Origin of the sequence: Clostridium sp., assembly GCF_032576335.1 — a bacterium.
Lineage (GTDB): Bacteria > Bacillota > Clostridia > Oscillospirales > Acutalibacteraceae > Faecalispora.
On sequence record NZ_JAWFXC010000023.1, the window covers coordinates 1 to 12,398 of the forward strand.

Below are 12,398 nucleotides of genomic sequence, written 5' to 3' on the forward strand. Positions count from 1 at the left end.
GTTTCCGCTATTCGGATGAACCATAAAACACAATATGTTGTGTAGGTATAACTCTACAATTTAATTATATCACTATATAAACGAACATACCGAACATTTCAAATATTTTCTAAAATTCTTTTTGCATACATCCTCAAACTGTCCATTGTGCTGCCGTCGTTTAATTTGTCTGCTATCTCGTTCCACTCCAACCCATCAACATATTTGTATCGCAGGATAACTCTTCCTTTAGCATTTCCAACAGTAGTTAATATGCTTTCTGCTTTGTTGCGCCAGAATAGAGCGTTCTTGTATTGTTGTTCAAGGTTAGATTCTATTTGATTTACCTGCCGCTTAACTTCCGGGTCTTGCGTCATCCCTGCAATCTTGACTGAGCGCACACCGTATGGAGGATAGTCCGGGCATCCGCTTACTGCATCAGTTACATACTCCACGCCCTTATCACGCAAACCAAACAATTCTTTTTCCAGTGACCTGCACTCTGCCAACACCGCCGTGTACTGCTCTAATACATCTTTGTTTGTCATGATGCACCCTCCAACAACTCCGGGTTATCCCAGCGGTTACCAATGACTTTCATCCCAACGATTTCTTCATCAAAAAACTTCTGTTTACCGCTAAGATGTTTCCAGCTAAATCCTGATATTTCATCATTCCAGATCAGCAAAAAGTTTCCTGTGCTTTTACTATATCCTGACGATATTTGTACAATATCACCCTCAAAAATGTTTCTTCCAAGGGTTTCATTTTGCTCATTATGGCTAAACTCTACACCGCCTGTAAACTGCCCTACGGTTTCGGGGATAACCGAGAACCCGCTGCATCCGTCATCTTCGGTAATAAACCGCTGTCCTCTAGCGTTTTTCCATGTTCCTCCATAAACCCATTTGCCGTTTACCCATTCCCCGTTGAGGAATATTTTTCCGCTTTCTTTTGGGTCCTTATAAAATCCTCTAAACAAAATCTCATACATTGTAAGCATCCTCCTTGCTTATCCTCTCAAACTCAATTACCCATACCCAAGGGTTGTGCATCCATGTACAATCGGAATCCTTTTTTAATGTGCTGTTCCAAATGTCAATAAAAGCGTGCCGCGCACAAATTCCTTGCGTTACAAGATTACTTTCGTATTTATCCGTAAGCTGTACACCTTCTCTTATAAAATCTACCAAATACATATCTTGTAATTTCTTTATCCTCACATCGGTCACACGCAGGAAGATTCTTGCGGCTGCTTTGGGCATATGGATGGATGGTTTCCACTTGATACGCTGATCATCCAGAAGAAAACCGTTTGCGTCGTAAAGGTCGATTTGCGGATTGTCGGCTGCGTAGAGATAAAAAGATTCGTCGTAATGGGTATATCCGTTTTCATCTGTTCTGCATAACTCTGCGAACGTTTCCCTCACATAGAGGATGTCACCGGGGTTGTAAATAAACTCCGGGTAAGGCATCGTGCCAACTTGACGATATACATAACTACCCTTTGGAGCAGATCGCATTGGCATAGGCGTTCCCGGCGTGTCTACAAAATACGGCGGCTTCACAACCAGTCTTTTAGCAGTTTTTCTACCATCAAGCGTTGCTTTTACCTCTTCTGTATTAAACAATACTGGCTTAATCATTTCGCACCCCTCTCAAAATCCTTATACATCATGCTTGCTTGTATCCCTGTGTTGTGCTGGTACTTACCACTGCGGTACGGAGTGTAATCTCCCTCTAAGGCGTGGTAATAAATCTGGCATATCTCCACACCGGGGTAAATAACCAACGGCTGCACAACAAAGATTTCTAGTGTCCAAAATCCTGCAAATCCTACGTCCCCGAACCCAGCCGTTGCGTGTATGCACATTCCAAGGCGCCCAACAGAGGAACGACCCTCGAGCATCGGAACATATCCCTCTGTTTTGGTGTACTCCACTGTGCGGCCTAAGTAGAGAAGTCCGGGCTTTAGCTCTAATCCAGTTTCCGGGATTGTGAGTATGTGCGCTTTGTTAGGTTTACGCATATCAAGCACCGGATTGTCATACACCATCAGCTCATTATGCAGGGTGAGGTTGTAGCTGTTGGGGTTTAGTCTGCTAGGCTTGAACGGCTCTATGGTGATGCTTGAATTTAGTTTGCGGTAGATTTCTTGACCGGAGAGTATCATAATTCACCAGCTTTCATGAAAACGAGCCAATGTGTTTTACTCTTCCTGTTGCCGAATAAAGGCTTCATTTCTACCGCATCAAGCAACTGCCTCAAACTGATTTGTTCTTCATTCCATTTGAATATCAATACCCCTTGTGGTTTAAGAACTCTCACGCACTCTGTAAAGCCTTGTTTTATGTCCTGTTGCCAAGTGTCAGCAGATAGTTTCCCGTATTTTTTGGCAAGCCAAGACTTTTCTCCGGCTCTAATAAGGTGTGGAGGGTCAAACATAACCAACCGAAATGTACCATCAGGAAACGGTATGTTACGAAAATCGGCCAACACATCCGGTTTCACTTTCAGTTCGCGGCCGTCACAAAGCGTATCTTCCAATTCGCGGTTATCCATAAAAACCGTATCTTGATTTTGCTTGTCAAACCAAAACATACGGCTACCGCAGCAAGCGTCTAAAATTGGTTTATCCATTTTTCCCACGCTCCTTTAGTGCCTGCTCCGCGGCTTCTCTAGTCAGGAATACGGTTTTGCCAAATCTCCTGATAGTCCATTGCACATTTTTTGAAACGTCGAGAGTAAACCAAACCGTTGCGCCATATCCACCGAATGAAGTAACTTCGGCTTCTTTGATTTTCCCAGTGTTTGTGCAATAAACCGTATCCCCAACCTTGCACGGCGGCTCTATAATCTTGCCATCCTCCACCGCTTGCCCCAACTCTGGAATCAGAGCGAGAGCAGCGGCGGGGTTTTGCTGGTAGGTGTCTAGTAGGGTTTGGAGTATGTTAGACAATGTAAGTCACCTCGTTTTTAAGAGATTCAATAGCGCGCATTCTAGCTCTTTCTCTTTGCTTGGCTTCGCCTATCTCTTTTTCCGTAATTATATCACTGTGCAAAATTAAAGACTTAACAGCAGTATCAAAACGCCGCTTGTTAACTGGATGCCTGTGGTCTATGAGCCGGTATAGTGTTTGACGAGAATATCCGGTAATTGTAGAGAGTTCAGAAATGCTTATATTTAAAGCTTGTGCTAAGTATTTTGTGTTCATAAGCTGTTCTCCTTTTCCCTTTGTTCCAGAGCATCCATCAATTCGTTTAAGACACGAGTACATAACGGGAAAAATCTTCTTTTCAACAACCCGGGGCTAAAATCGTTCGGATTGTTTGATTTTAACAACAGAGCTTCTTTGATTAGAGCTTCATCAACTTCACGAATCGCCATTTGTATCATCCTTTCCGTCCATCACAGCACCGCATATTGGGCAATGCTCCGACTTAAAAGGCGTTTCATCCCCTAGCGCTCCACAACTATCACCGCATTTAGAACAGTAATACCAACCTGTGTCAGATTCTATCCACCGTGCGTGCACCACCTGCTTATACTCTCCGTTGGCGATTTTGCGGAGGTATGAGGCGGCTAACCGTTTTGCTATATTGATTTTAATTTTTGAGATATACATACAATCTCTAGCGTCCATTTCCAGTAATCTAGCCGCTTCAAGCGGTGTCATTTCAGGCATGATGTCCCTCCTGTTCCTGCGCTTGCTGGATGAAATAATCTGTTGTAAACCAACTTGGATGTATGTTTTTAGAGCGAATTGCAACTGTACGCATCATACCCAGCGCCCTTTCCAGTGTGGCTTTTTCAGCCTGTAATCGCTTAAAATCAATCTGCATCATAGCGATTTGAGCAAGTTTAACAGGCGACATGATTTCTTTTAAATTCGAGTTTTCTTCCGTCAGCCGTTCCACCTCTGCAACCAGGGCGGGAATATCGGTGCGGGCGTGAATTATAAAATCAGCATCACATATACATTCCGTTTCGCATATTTCATCTTCATAATTTCTGCACTCAGTCAAAACATGATATCCAATTCCCATCCACGGGCCTTTTGTAGCCGCCTGCTCTCTTGCCTTAATCTCTGCAAGTTGTTTAGCGTCCATTTTTCCCTCTCCTTGTCATTATGCGGGCGAATAAGCCTCTCGACTTGCCCTCTTCTTGTTTGTAGCACTCATTGCAGTAGCTGTACTCCTGATATGTCATGTGACGCATAGCCCAAAGCGGGATACTATATTTCTTTTTGCACTTTAAGCAAACCCTGTACATTCGCATTACTTTTCCTCCTGTTTGGGCTTTCTGGCGTAGGCAATCCACGTTTTGTTGTAGCCACTCAACCTATATCCGTCGCCTTCTGTAAAATCGACTTGCTCATCATCAATATTGCTGATAATTTTCCAAGCTTCATAGTCGTATGGCGGGATATCTTTGATATACACCGGCTGCCCATCCATCTGCCGGATCTGGTCAAGGGTTAGGGGATTGTTTTCCGGGGCGGGGCGTAAATTCTCTGCATTAAACGCAACCGCAGCTCTAACCACTTTATCTATTGCGTTTTCTTCATCAATTCTCAAATTATAATTACTTGGTAAAAGGTTTACCGTAATGATTGCATCAGTTAAACGATCCATCGTTATTCTCCTTTCCGCTAATAGGCGGTGTCATAGTCCCTCCATCGTCATGGAGGCGGCGCGCCTTTAAACCGGTACCTATGACTTATATTTTTGATTGTATCAGCTCGCACCCTACCCCTACGCCCGGCTCTGTATGCTTACCGCACTTAAGACAGCAGTACACGCACACGGGCTTTTGTTTTGCTGGGCATATCCTTATCGCACAAACTGCATACTCTCGGTAGCAGTGGTAGCAGGTGCCTGTTTGCTTGCTCACGCTGGGGTTATCTCCACCAAAATGTTACCGCCGTCATGGAATTTGTGGTGCACCTCTCTTAAGTACCGCCTGTCATCATCTTGCAAAAGATATCCCTTAATCCCATCCACAAACAACTTACCCATGTAAGCGTGATTGTCTATGTCCAATCGGTCGTCCCAATAAAATGTAATTGATACCGGGTTATCAAACATATTGTGCCGTATACCTTGTTGCAGCAATGCGGCCTTTACCATGCCGTGCAAATACTCTGCATCCTCTCGACGCTTGCTCCAATGTTTACCTGCATATACCGCATTAAAACCAAATCGTTTACAAAATGCGCTCTTGCCTGATTTGCTGTGAGGATATGGGATAGTAAACGTCATGCTGTCACCTCGTCATCCGGTAAATCTCGCAGTTTTATTAGCACTGCCGTTAAATCTGCATCCATGACCTTTATCTTTGCTCGTCTCAAACTATCACATCGATATAGGTCAAGCAGATCGCCTCTTACTCTAACAACGGTTTTTAGTGCCTCTAGCTTAGTCATAGCGGGTTTCCACCTCCGAAAAGCGTTGATACTGTCCGTCGAATCGCATTTCTACTACACCGCACTTCCCGTACTTATTTTTATCGAGCAAGACTTCCGTTTGCTCCGGTGAGTATTGTCCGCCCTTATCCAGCACGTAAGGCCGATACATCAACATAATGTAATCTCCATCAGCTTCAAGGTTCCCTGACTCTTTTAGGCTGGTCATACTAGGCTTTTTAATTTTTTTATCGTCGTCCGGTCTTTTAAGTTGTGACAAAACAATCATGGAGCATTTGGTTACTCTAGCAATGCGTTTTAACTCTGCGGATATATAATCGACTTGATTTTTACGTGATTGAAACCTTTCAGAAGTTCGCATGTTTTGCAAAAAATCCACAAACACCAAATCTGGTTTAAATCTTGAAATTTTACCGGCCATGGCTTCAACGGAATACAAATCGTCCACAATTAGTAAGTTACCGTCAGAATACAAACTATCAATTTCTGCTCTAATTCTGCTTTGCTGTTGCTCTGTAAGAGTTTTTCTGTCTATTTGCTCATAATCAAGACTTAACCTAGCAGCCATCCACCTGTCTAAAATCTGTTCTTTCGACATTTCCAAACTGAAGAATAATATCTTTTTTCCGACGTTACGGATGGCCGCGTTAATAGCTAAACACGTTTTTCCTGTGCTAGGGTAAGCCCCTATGTAGCACAGTGAGCCTTTTCGTAGGCCTCCAAGATTGCGGTCAAGAGTTTTAAAGCCTAATTTTATTCGGTCGTTAGGATTTACCGGCTCATAGAGTTGCTCGATATACTCAATTAAATAATCCTTGTTACCTCTTTTATCAGGGCTTTTTTCTTTTTCTATCAGCTTTTCCAGATTACTAATTGTTGTGTTGTAATCAATCCCACACAACAACATGTCGTGTAATGCTCCTGTAAGCCTCCTGCGCCCACTTTCTCGCTTAACTATGTTGATATAGGCATCGTAGTTCGAAGTGCCTAGAAAGGCTTCTGAACACATTAAAACGTATCTCTTGGTTTCCGTATCTTCAAGCAGTGTAATCATGATAGGGCCATCAAAGGATTCGTTTTTGGATTTAGCTTCAACTAGCTTTTCGAACACCGTAGCTGCTAATGGATTTTCAAAATCTGACGGCGCCAAATCTTCCAAGGCAATATAGCACTCATCCGGAAACACCATTAGCCCTCCAATGATGGCAGCCTCCGCGTTGTACGTCTGCTGGTTCATAGCCTCCTAATGCCTCCCCAAGAATCATAATCACTGTTTCCCTGTACAGAAGAACATTCCGCTTCATCTTCCCAGCGCTTTTGGTTTAGCCATGTTGTGGGATATGGTACAAACTGCCCGCCCTCTTTTTGCCACTGGTCAGACTTCTTTTGTGCTGACAGTGCAGAAAGCATTTTATCCAATAAGCAATCATCCGGCTTGTATTTTTTAAAAGCCTTTTCCGCTGCTCCCTTGCCTACCTTTTTAGGGTAAGCATCCCAAAACTTTGAAAACCGTGCATCAATCCCCTTGGGGAATATAGGGGGTATACTATCTGTTTCTTTATCTATATTCTCTTTCTTATTCTGTTGCGTTACATCGATGTTACAGTCACGCTCTGGTAACGCTAGTGTCACGCTATTTGCGTTACTTTTTAGTTTTTCTCTGCGTTTTGCTTGTCGTATCCGGCCTTGCTCTCTGATTTCACTTAGTTTTTCGGCGCTCTGGTGTTTTTCCCAGTTGGACAGATAGATTTTATTATCAATAATTTCAATCATATCCAGCTTTTGAAATGTACTTAAACTAAGCTGTATCAGTTTTATGTCACGGTCAAAAACAGAAGCTAAAATTTCATCAGTGTAGGCAATTTTATCGGTCATCATCAAAAATCCGTTTGCGTTACTTTTCCCCGCCAAACATAGCAATTTAAACCAAATTACAACAATTGCATCACCGTTGGGGAGTGTTTCAATAAACCGTATTTTTTGGTCGTCAAAAACATCAGTAACAATCTTAATCCATTTGACTTCTGCCATTTAAATCACCTCGCTAAAGCGGTAGATCGTCGTCCGTGGGAATTTCCTCAAAATCGCCTGTATTCCCCGTGGTATAACTCACTTCCGGTTGATAGTTTGCCGCCTGTGCCTTGCCGCCGTCTCCATCCTTTTTCGAGTCTGCAAAATGTACGTTATCTGCCACAATTTCAGAAACTTTTCTCTTGTTCCCGTCCTTGTCGGTATAACTGCGAGTTTGAATCGAGCCTTGAACAATGATTGCAGATCCTTTTGTAAACCACTTACAAACCAGCTCTGCTGTGCTTCTCCACGCAACCACATCCACAAAATTTGTTTTCTTTTTTTCTCCATATCCAGTCTCATTAGCAATCGTAAACGACGTTACCGCAACATCATTCTGTGTGTGTCTTAATTCAGGGTCGCTAACCAATCGTCCTTGCAATACACTTAAATTCAGCATCTAAATTTTCCTCCGTATGTTTTTGTTGTTATAGCTAGTAGGCATCAAAATTTCGTTTTCGTTCCATCCTTTTTCGATTCTCCATCGAAGCGTGGAAGAAGAAATTCCTATCCTTCTGGACCATTCCGAAACAGGCAATTTGTTTCCACAAGCAGTAAAGTAAACCGTATTTCTTCGATTGTTCTCCTGTTGCTCATATGTGGCCCACCTACAATTATCTGGCTCATAATTTCCACTTGTGTTTATACGGTCAATTGTTAAATGTTCTTTATATCCGTTTTGCATTGACCAGTTATAAAATTCTAAAAAATTAACCCTCCATAAATCACAAACTTTAATTCCTATTGCACCGTAATTTTTGAAAGCTATGTTTTTAGGATTACTACATCTGCTTTTCATACCGCACCATATTACCCACAATCTTGAGCCGCTCATCCCATGTGTTGCTTTTGCATTTTTGTTCGACACTTCCGCTCTAAGGCAACCGCAACTTTTTGTTTTACCTGAAATTAAACTATCTGCCAAAATCACTTTTTCTTTCCCACAAGAGCAATGACATAGCCATTTAGTTTTTCCTCGGTTATCGTTATCCTCTCGCTTAATAACAGTTAACCTTCCGAAGGCTTCACCTGCGTGGATTTTAGATTTCATTTGTCCCTTTCTGCTATGTTGGCGTTCACAAATAATTTTTACCATACTCTCTAATAAAGTCATCTATTGTGGATTCTGGCCTCTCTGCCAGCCATTTGCGTTCACCATACTCATGTAATCGCTGCATAGTTTCCTTGCACTGGTGGGCGGCGTAGCGTCCGAATATGTGGCATTGGTTATGGCAGAGGTAAACATACAAGCCGTCACGCTCTGACTTTTTGCGTAAAGCGCCTCCGAACAAATGGTGCTTATCAAGTGGGTCAGCGTTACCGTTCGCTCCGCAGAGCCAGCAAGACTTTACTCCGTCCATAATGACACCATCCTTGCTATCTCATCGGGTGTGGCTGTGTCCACATCGTTTTCCTTGCAATCAAACACCAGCAACTCAATTAATCTGGACATTTGAGCGGTGTCGTATGTGGACGAGCCGTAATAGCAAATCACGTTACTGTATCCGTCTATTTTGCTGGAGCCTAAGTCCTCGCACACCCACCCAATACCATGACTAGACCAGTTTTTTATCCATTGAGCTTTTGCGTCATCACGTATAGGTACGGTTACCGAGTTGTCTCCTACGTCCCGGATATAGTGTCTATAAAGCTCGTTAACCGGCATCCGTAGTTTTGCGGCAAGCTTGCCTAACAACGTCCAAAAGTAAGCGTTGGCATCAAGTGAGCGCTTTTTCCGGTGTTGCTTTAAATCAGCATCATACAACCGGTCTTGTAGTTGTGCTACAAACTGCTTAGCGGTGGCTGGAACTTTAACACGCAAAGCAAGCCAAAAGCCCTCGCTGTCTTGCGTCCACCGTGCTTTATCAAACTGGATAATCATTGACTTACACCACTTTTAATACAATCTAAGCAAATTCCAAACTTATCTGCGGCCTCTTGCGGAGTAAGGTCTACTCCCTTATATCTCATAGCTTTAATGTCGCCTCCACATCGTGAGCATTTAAGAGGCTTGTGTTGCTGTCTGCTGTGCTCGTCGGTGTCTGCGTCCTTAGTATCATCAATCAAAAACATACCGTTAAGAGCATATTTGCGAGCGTAGCTTGATGCAGTGCCAGTTATCTGGCTATCGTCCATGCCTTTTTTGGATTCCGCTTCCCTTGCATAAGCACTGTTTTCAATCGATTCGCCGTCTGCGTTTTGCAGCCGGGCAGTCGCTTTTACATAAATTCGAGCACCGATAATTTCAACGCTATCGCACAAAGTAAGTACCAAAGAATTTTCTTTTAGCAGCGGCTTTACAGCTTCTAAAATATCTTCGCAGGAGCGATAGTTGTAATTGCCAAAGCTATTCTTTTGGTTCTTAGGTGCTTTAAGTTTGGCTTGCACCTCTGAAAGCTGTTCAGTTATTTTCATTTGGCACATCCTTTCGTAACGGGCATTGCCAGCCGATGCTGTCACCTGGCGAAACCATTTCCTCGCCTGTCAAAGCGCATTCATAGTGGTTTTTGCGGTTTTTAAAAGATAGATTGCACCACTCGCAGCACTCATTACCATTAACAAATCTAATCTCAATCGTCGCTTTGTGTCGGGTGAAGTCCACGCAAGGCGTTATAGTAGCCATCAACGTAATCCTCCTCGTTAATATATGGGTCTGGCGGCTCCTGCCGCTCTCTCATGCGCTCGGCAAAGTCTAAGCCGTGGTCATTCATTGGGTTCACCTTGCGGCGTTTTTTCCGCCTCTAGCGTTTGGCATCTGTCGTACCAAGTAATTAAAGATTGGTTAGCACTCTTTAATTGGTCATCTTTTTTTGACAGTTCATCTTCCAGTTCTAAAATTTTCGCAGCCTGACGAATAATAATGTCTTTGTTATCCATTGTTTTGTGCCTCCTGTTCTTCTGCAATTCTGCACCTGCACCCATCTTTTAAAGTCTCATACCGCATATCAATAATGCTACGTAGGTTATCACCTAATATGGGGGCAGAGTTGAGAGACTCCATGACACGGGTGTGCTCTCGCTCGATTGCTTTGAGCCGTATTTTTTGGGATTTGATGACTTTTTCGGAGCTATTCACTTGACAAAACCCCTTTCAAGTTGTATTAATATAAATAACTTGTTTTCTTGTGCGCCGTTAAGCTTTGCAGAGCTTGGCGGCTTTTTTCTTTTGGTAATGGCGGCGCCAGTCAGCTCTATCTCTCTCGCGTTCTTCTGTGTTTTTTTGGATACCAACAATCAACTCGGTTTCGCCGAACTCCATAATGTCTGCGGCGCAGCACTCGGCGCGGAAGTTTTCATAGACTCCGGGAGCGTATCCTTTCATTTCTGCCCCTCCTTTTGTTTGCTTTATAGGCCTTATTGGAACTATCTGCTTTGATTTCTTGGTTTATTTTTATGTCCTTGATAATTTTGTACTTGGTGCAATTGTGATGGCACGTCTCCTTGTGACGCTTGTTAGGGCATCCGTCGCAGCATGATATATACACTCTACCGCCTCCTTGGTTCAAACTTTAAGCACACAGCCATAGAGTAGCCAAACAGCGCGCTAGATGCTAATATCCCAATAATGTTTGAGGTGCCAAAGGATACAAGCAGTAGGCCAAAAGCTATGCAAAGCATAAATACCGATGTGTTTTTCATGGTGACTCCTCCTCCACTAATCCGGCAGCAAATCCACATACCCCCAAGGCTTCGTCTGGCTCTAATATATCGCTATCTACCAAAACTTTTACTAATGCAGCCAAAACAACTATTGCGTGCTCTGCGTTATCGGGATAACCTCTAATAAAGGTCTTGTGGGTATTGCTGTCATAGGTAATCTCTGTGGTTAAAATGTCGGGTATTTCGAATGTGAGAACATCAACGTCAATCAAAGTCATACCTGCTCTCTTTTGTGAATTTGTAGCAACGCCAGAAGTATTTTAGTAAAAAATCGTTATTGTCTCCGGTGCAGTTCATCCGCATGGCCTCGCCAATGATGATGCTTTTAAAAGTCTCTAACAAGTAGCTTTCCGTCTCAAAATCACCCAGCGGGTAGTTTAAAATATCATCCATATAAGACACTCCTTAATTATTTTTGTTGTGCCTTTGGACGTCCTGTTGGCTAAACTTCTTTTTAGCTGAAAAATCCTCCCCATATAAGCAGGGCTAAAGAGATTGCTGTACTAGCAAGCGCTATCCATATGCTGTAATTACCTTCTTTGGGCTTGCCGTGTAAATTCGCGTTAATTAAAAGACTAATTGAATAAAGTACAATTAAAATAATTTGTGGTGTTCCCATTGTTTCCAGTCCTTTCAGCATTCCATTAGTTTAGCTGTATGTTCAGCCGATCTGCTTCTTTTTCCAGTATCTCTAGAGCTGTTTCAAGTATTGCTTCACTACTAGCTGTTTTTAAACCGTCCAGTATGTTTGTAAACGCAGGCTCCCACAAAGTACCAAATCCGTTTTTTCGCAGTTGTCGAACAAGCCAGCGTTGGCTAATGTTTTTGTCTGCCTGCTTAAGCCTAATTAAACATTCCCGTACTTTTAATCCGTCCAAAATTACACCTCCTTCCGGTAACCGAATCCGTTTGTATACCATAAATAAAACTTGACGGTAGGAATCTTAAAAGCCCTGTTCTGCTTTCCCATTTGTTGCCAAGAGATTCCAAAAGGGTTAGGTGCATTATCAATATAAGCTCTAATCCCATCAGACTTAGCACACAAAAATCTAGATACAACTTCTACCGGAAGAAAGTCAGGGTATTGATCGACGAGGCCATTTAGTTCATCGATTTTTTTTGTGATAACTTCCGGAGCGAGAATGTTTTGCAAAATTTAGACCCCCTATTTAATCAATTTCCGAAACACAGGAATAGCGCTATCAAAATAACGGAAAGACGGAACTTGCTTTTCGCAGCTTTTAGCTTTGTCGTAGACGTACT

General features: G+C 42.8%; 30 protein-coding genes. All 30 read right to left on the reverse strand.

The window, feature by feature from the left end:
* Positions 1 to 98 precede the first annotated feature (98 nt).
* Positions 99 to 527, reverse strand: a complete 429-nt coding sequence (locus tag E7L17_RS14430) for a hypothetical protein (protein WP_316323833.1) — start codon at positions 525 to 527, stop codon at positions 99 to 101.
* On the reverse strand, positions 524 to 973 hold the full coding sequence (locus E7L17_RS14435) for a YopX family protein (protein ID WP_316323834.1): 450 nt from the start codon (positions 971 to 973) through the stop codon (positions 524 to 526). Before E7L17_RS14435 ends, E7L17_RS14430 begins: the two co-directional genes overlap by 4 nt.
* A complete protein-coding gene (locus E7L17_RS14440) occupies positions 966 to 1,625 on the reverse strand; it encodes a hypothetical protein (RefSeq protein ID WP_316323835.1) in 660 nt (219 codons plus the stop codon). The genes E7L17_RS14435 and E7L17_RS14440 overlap by 8 nt, the downstream gene beginning before the upstream one ends.
* Positions 1,622 to 2,152: a dCTP deaminase gene (dcd, locus tag E7L17_RS14445; RefSeq protein ID WP_316323836.1), complete on the reverse strand. Its 531-nt coding sequence runs from the start codon at positions 2,150 to 2,152 to the stop codon at positions 1,622 to 1,624. The genes E7L17_RS14440 and dcd overlap by 4 nt, the downstream gene beginning before the upstream one ends.
* The gene (locus E7L17_RS14450; RefSeq protein ID WP_316323837.1) at positions 2,149 to 2,619 is read right to left on the reverse strand and encodes an SAM-dependent methyltransferase; all 471 of its coding nucleotides are present in this window, start codon (positions 2,617 to 2,619) and stop codon (positions 2,149 to 2,151) included. Before E7L17_RS14450 ends, dcd begins: the two co-directional genes overlap by 4 nt.
* Positions 2,612 to 2,938: a hypothetical protein gene (locus E7L17_RS14455; RefSeq protein ID WP_316323838.1), complete on the reverse strand. Its 327-nt coding sequence runs from the start codon at positions 2,936 to 2,938 to the stop codon at positions 2,612 to 2,614. The genes E7L17_RS14450 and E7L17_RS14455 overlap by 8 nt, the downstream gene beginning before the upstream one ends.
* Complete coding sequence (locus tag E7L17_RS14460) at positions 2,931 to 3,194, reverse strand: hypothetical protein (protein ID WP_316323839.1); 264 nt, start codon at positions 3,192 to 3,194, stop codon at positions 2,931 to 2,933. Before E7L17_RS14460 ends, E7L17_RS14455 begins: the two co-directional genes overlap by 8 nt.
* Positions 3,191 to 3,367, reverse strand: a complete 177-nt coding sequence (locus E7L17_RS14465) for a hypothetical protein (protein ID WP_316323840.1) — start codon at positions 3,365 to 3,367, stop codon at positions 3,191 to 3,193. Before E7L17_RS14465 ends, E7L17_RS14460 begins: the two co-directional genes overlap by 4 nt.
* Positions 3,354 to 3,665, reverse strand: coding sequence for a hypothetical protein (locus E7L17_RS14470; protein WP_316323841.1), 312 nt, complete (start codon positions 3,663 to 3,665; stop codon positions 3,354 to 3,356). Before E7L17_RS14470 ends, E7L17_RS14465 begins: the two co-directional genes overlap by 14 nt.
* Entirely contained in the window at positions 3,658 to 4,089 is a 432-nt protein-coding gene (locus E7L17_RS14475; protein WP_316323842.1) for a hypothetical protein, read from the reverse strand. The genes E7L17_RS14470 and E7L17_RS14475 overlap by 8 nt, the downstream gene beginning before the upstream one ends.
* Before the next feature lie 168 nt (positions 4,090 to 4,257).
* Positions 4,258 to 4,614, reverse strand: a complete 357-nt coding sequence (locus tag E7L17_RS14480; RefSeq protein WP_316323843.1) for a hypothetical protein — start codon at positions 4,612 to 4,614, stop codon at positions 4,258 to 4,260.
* Positions 4,615 to 4,699: 85 nt separating this feature from the next.
* Entirely contained in the window at positions 4,700 to 4,873 is a 174-nt protein-coding gene (locus E7L17_RS14485; RefSeq protein ID WP_316323844.1) for a hypothetical protein, read from the reverse strand.
* Positions 4,870 to 5,241 (reverse strand): hypothetical protein, encoded by a 372-nt coding sequence (locus E7L17_RS14490; protein ID WP_316323845.1) that lies wholly within the window; start codon positions 5,239 to 5,241, stop codon positions 4,870 to 4,872. The genes E7L17_RS14485 and E7L17_RS14490 overlap by 4 nt, the downstream gene beginning before the upstream one ends.
* Positions 5,238 to 5,405, reverse strand: a complete 168-nt coding sequence (locus E7L17_RS14495; RefSeq protein WP_316323846.1) for a hypothetical protein — start codon at positions 5,403 to 5,405, stop codon at positions 5,238 to 5,240. The genes E7L17_RS14490 and E7L17_RS14495 overlap by 4 nt, the downstream gene beginning before the upstream one ends.
* Positions 5,398 to 6,642, reverse strand: a complete 1,245-nt coding sequence (locus E7L17_RS14500; protein ID WP_316323847.1) for a replicative DNA helicase — start codon at positions 6,640 to 6,642, stop codon at positions 5,398 to 5,400. The genes E7L17_RS14495 and E7L17_RS14500 overlap by 8 nt, the downstream gene beginning before the upstream one ends.
* Positions 6,639 to 7,436 carry a phage replisome organizer N-terminal domain-containing protein gene (locus tag E7L17_RS14505; RefSeq protein WP_316323848.1) on the reverse strand — a complete coding sequence of 266 codons (798 nt, stop codon included), beginning with the start codon at positions 7,434 to 7,436 and terminating at the stop codon, positions 6,639 to 6,641. Before E7L17_RS14505 ends, E7L17_RS14500 begins: the two co-directional genes overlap by 4 nt.
* A gap of 13 nt (positions 7,437 to 7,449) precedes the next feature.
* On the reverse strand, positions 7,450 to 7,875 hold the full coding sequence (locus E7L17_RS14510) for a single-stranded DNA-binding protein (RefSeq protein ID WP_316323849.1): 426 nt from the start codon (positions 7,873 to 7,875) through the stop codon (positions 7,450 to 7,452).
* Positions 7,876 to 8,526, reverse strand: a complete 651-nt coding sequence (locus E7L17_RS14515; RefSeq protein WP_316323850.1) for a hypothetical protein — start codon at positions 8,524 to 8,526, stop codon at positions 7,876 to 7,878.
* A gap of 25 nt (positions 8,527 to 8,551) precedes the next feature.
* Positions 8,552 to 8,836: a hypothetical protein gene (locus E7L17_RS14520; RefSeq protein ID WP_316323851.1), complete on the reverse strand. Its 285-nt coding sequence runs from the start codon at positions 8,834 to 8,836 to the stop codon at positions 8,552 to 8,554.
* The gene (locus E7L17_RS14525) at positions 8,824 to 9,357 is read right to left on the reverse strand and encodes a hypothetical protein (protein WP_316323852.1); all 534 of its coding nucleotides are present in this window, start codon (positions 9,355 to 9,357) and stop codon (positions 8,824 to 8,826) included. The genes E7L17_RS14520 and E7L17_RS14525 overlap by 13 nt, the downstream gene beginning before the upstream one ends.
* Positions 9,354 to 9,890: an ERF family protein gene (locus E7L17_RS14530; RefSeq protein WP_316323853.1), complete on the reverse strand. Its 537-nt coding sequence runs from the start codon at positions 9,888 to 9,890 to the stop codon at positions 9,354 to 9,356. The genes E7L17_RS14525 and E7L17_RS14530 overlap by 4 nt, the downstream gene beginning before the upstream one ends.
* A 155-nt stretch (positions 9,891 to 10,045) precedes the next feature.
* Positions 10,046 to 10,186: a hypothetical protein gene (locus E7L17_RS14535; RefSeq protein WP_316323854.1), complete on the reverse strand. Its 141-nt coding sequence runs from the start codon at positions 10,184 to 10,186 to the stop codon at positions 10,046 to 10,048.
* Positions 10,179 to 10,352, reverse strand: a complete 174-nt coding sequence (locus E7L17_RS14540) for a hypothetical protein (RefSeq protein WP_316323855.1) — start codon at positions 10,350 to 10,352, stop codon at positions 10,179 to 10,181. Before E7L17_RS14540 ends, E7L17_RS14535 begins: the two co-directional genes overlap by 8 nt.
* Complete coding sequence (locus tag E7L17_RS14545) at positions 10,345 to 10,551, reverse strand: hypothetical protein (protein ID WP_316323856.1); 207 nt, start codon at positions 10,549 to 10,551, stop codon at positions 10,345 to 10,347. The genes E7L17_RS14540 and E7L17_RS14545 overlap by 8 nt, the downstream gene beginning before the upstream one ends.
* Before the next feature lie 57 nt (positions 10,552 to 10,608).
* Complete coding sequence (locus E7L17_RS14550) at positions 10,609 to 10,797, reverse strand: hypothetical protein (protein ID WP_316323857.1); 189 nt, start codon at positions 10,795 to 10,797, stop codon at positions 10,609 to 10,611.
* A gap of 164 nt (positions 10,798 to 10,961) precedes the next feature.
* Entirely contained in the window at positions 10,962 to 11,114 is a 153-nt protein-coding gene (locus E7L17_RS14555; RefSeq protein ID WP_316323858.1) for a hypothetical protein, read from the reverse strand.
* Positions 11,111 to 11,353 carry a hypothetical protein gene (locus E7L17_RS14560; protein ID WP_316323859.1) on the reverse strand — a complete coding sequence of 81 codons (243 nt, stop codon included), beginning with the start codon at positions 11,351 to 11,353 and terminating at the stop codon, positions 11,111 to 11,113. Before E7L17_RS14560 ends, E7L17_RS14555 begins: the two co-directional genes overlap by 4 nt.
* Positions 11,340 to 11,528 carry a hypothetical protein gene (locus E7L17_RS14565; RefSeq protein WP_316323860.1) on the reverse strand — a complete coding sequence of 63 codons (189 nt, stop codon included), beginning with the start codon at positions 11,526 to 11,528 and terminating at the stop codon, positions 11,340 to 11,342. The genes E7L17_RS14560 and E7L17_RS14565 overlap by 14 nt, the downstream gene beginning before the upstream one ends.
* A 251-nt stretch (positions 11,529 to 11,779) precedes the next feature.
* Positions 11,780 to 12,013, reverse strand: a complete 234-nt coding sequence (locus E7L17_RS14570) for a hypothetical protein (protein ID WP_316323861.1) — start codon at positions 12,011 to 12,013, stop codon at positions 11,780 to 11,782.
* Positions 12,014 to 12,015: 2 nt separating this feature from the next.
* Positions 12,016 to 12,288, reverse strand: coding sequence for a hypothetical protein (locus tag E7L17_RS14575; RefSeq protein ID WP_316323862.1), 273 nt, complete (start codon positions 12,286 to 12,288; stop codon positions 12,016 to 12,018).
* Between the last annotated feature and the right edge of the window lie 110 nt (positions 12,289 to 12,398).

Coding starts and splice junctions, on each gene's coding strand:
- E7L17_RS14430 (WP_316323833.1), bottom strand. CDS start 527: ATGACAAACAAAGATGTATTAGAGCAGTACACGGCGGTGTTGGCAGAG.
- E7L17_RS14435 (WP_316323834.1), bottom strand. CDS start 973: ATGTATGAGATTTTGTTTAGAGGATTTTATAAGGACCCAAAAGAAAGC.
- E7L17_RS14440 (WP_316323835.1), bottom strand. CDS start 1,625: ATGATTAAGCCAGTATTGTTTAATACAGAAGAGGTAAAAGCAACGCTT.
- dcd (WP_316323836.1), bottom strand. CDS start 2,152: ATGATACTCTCCGGTCAAGAAATCTACCGCAAACTAAATTCAAGCATC.
- E7L17_RS14450 (WP_316323837.1), bottom strand. CDS start 2,619: ATGGATAAACCAATTTTAGACGCTTGCTGCGGTAGCCGTATGTTTTGG.
- E7L17_RS14460 (WP_316323839.1), bottom strand. CDS start 3,194: ATGAACACAAAATACTTAGCACAAGCTTTAAATATAAGCATTTCTGAA.
- E7L17_RS14465 (WP_316323840.1), bottom strand. CDS start 3,367: ATGGCGATTCGTGAAGTTGATGAAGCTCTAATCAAAGAAGCTCTGTTG.
- E7L17_RS14470 (WP_316323841.1), bottom strand. CDS start 3,665: ATGCCTGAAATGACACCGCTTGAAGCGGCTAGATTACTGGAAATGGAC.
- E7L17_RS14475 (WP_316323842.1), bottom strand. CDS start 4,089: ATGGACGCTAAACAACTTGCAGAGATTAAGGCAAGAGAGCAGGCGGCT.
- E7L17_RS14480 (WP_316323843.1), bottom strand. CDS start 4,614: ATGGATCGTTTAACTGATGCAATCATTACGGTAAACCTTTTACCAAGT.
- E7L17_RS14490 (WP_316323845.1), bottom strand. CDS start 5,241: ATGACGTTTACTATCCCATATCCTCACAGCAAATCAGGCAAGAGCGCA.
- E7L17_RS14495 (WP_316323846.1), bottom strand. CDS start 5,405: ATGACTAAGCTAGAGGCACTAAAAACCGTTGTTAGAGTAAGAGGCGAT.
- E7L17_RS14500 (WP_316323847.1), bottom strand. CDS start 6,642: ATGAACCAGCAGACGTACAACGCGGAGGCTGCCATCATTGGAGGGCTA.
- E7L17_RS14505 (WP_316323848.1), bottom strand. CDS start 7,436: ATGGCAGAAGTCAAATGGATTAAGATTGTTACTGATGTTTTTGACGAC.
- E7L17_RS14510 (WP_316323849.1), bottom strand. CDS start 7,875: ATGCTGAATTTAAGTGTATTGCAAGGACGATTGGTTAGCGACCCTGAA.
- E7L17_RS14515 (WP_316323850.1), bottom strand. CDS start 8,526: ATGAAATCTAAAATCCACGCAGGTGAAGCCTTCGGAAGGTTAACTGTT.
- E7L17_RS14520 (WP_316323851.1), bottom strand. CDS start 8,836: ATGGACGGAGTAAAGTCTTGCTGGCTCTGCGGAGCGAACGGTAACGCT.
- E7L17_RS14525 (WP_316323852.1), bottom strand. CDS start 9,357: ATGATTATCCAGTTTGATAAAGCACGGTGGACGCAAGACAGCGAGGGC.
- E7L17_RS14530 (WP_316323853.1), bottom strand. CDS start 9,890: ATGAAAATAACTGAACAGCTTTCAGAGGTGCAAGCCAAACTTAAAGCA.
- E7L17_RS14535 (WP_316323854.1), bottom strand. CDS start 10,186: ATGAATGACCACGGCTTAGACTTTGCCGAGCGCATGAGAGAGCGGCAG.
- E7L17_RS14540 (WP_316323855.1), bottom strand. CDS start 10,352: ATGGATAACAAAGACATTATTATTCGTCAGGCTGCGAAAATTTTAGAA.
- E7L17_RS14550 (WP_316323857.1), bottom strand. CDS start 10,797: ATGAAAGGATACGCTCCCGGAGTCTATGAAAACTTCCGCGCCGAGTGC.
- E7L17_RS14555 (WP_316323858.1), bottom strand. CDS start 11,114: ATGAAAAACACATCGGTATTTATGCTTTGCATAGCTTTTGGCCTACTG.
- E7L17_RS14560 (WP_316323859.1), bottom strand. CDS start 11,353: ATGACTTTGATTGACGTTGATGTTCTCACATTCGAAATACCCGACATT.
- E7L17_RS14565 (WP_316323860.1), bottom strand. CDS start 11,528: ATGGATGATATTTTAAACTACCCGCTGGGTGATTTTGAGACGGAAAGC.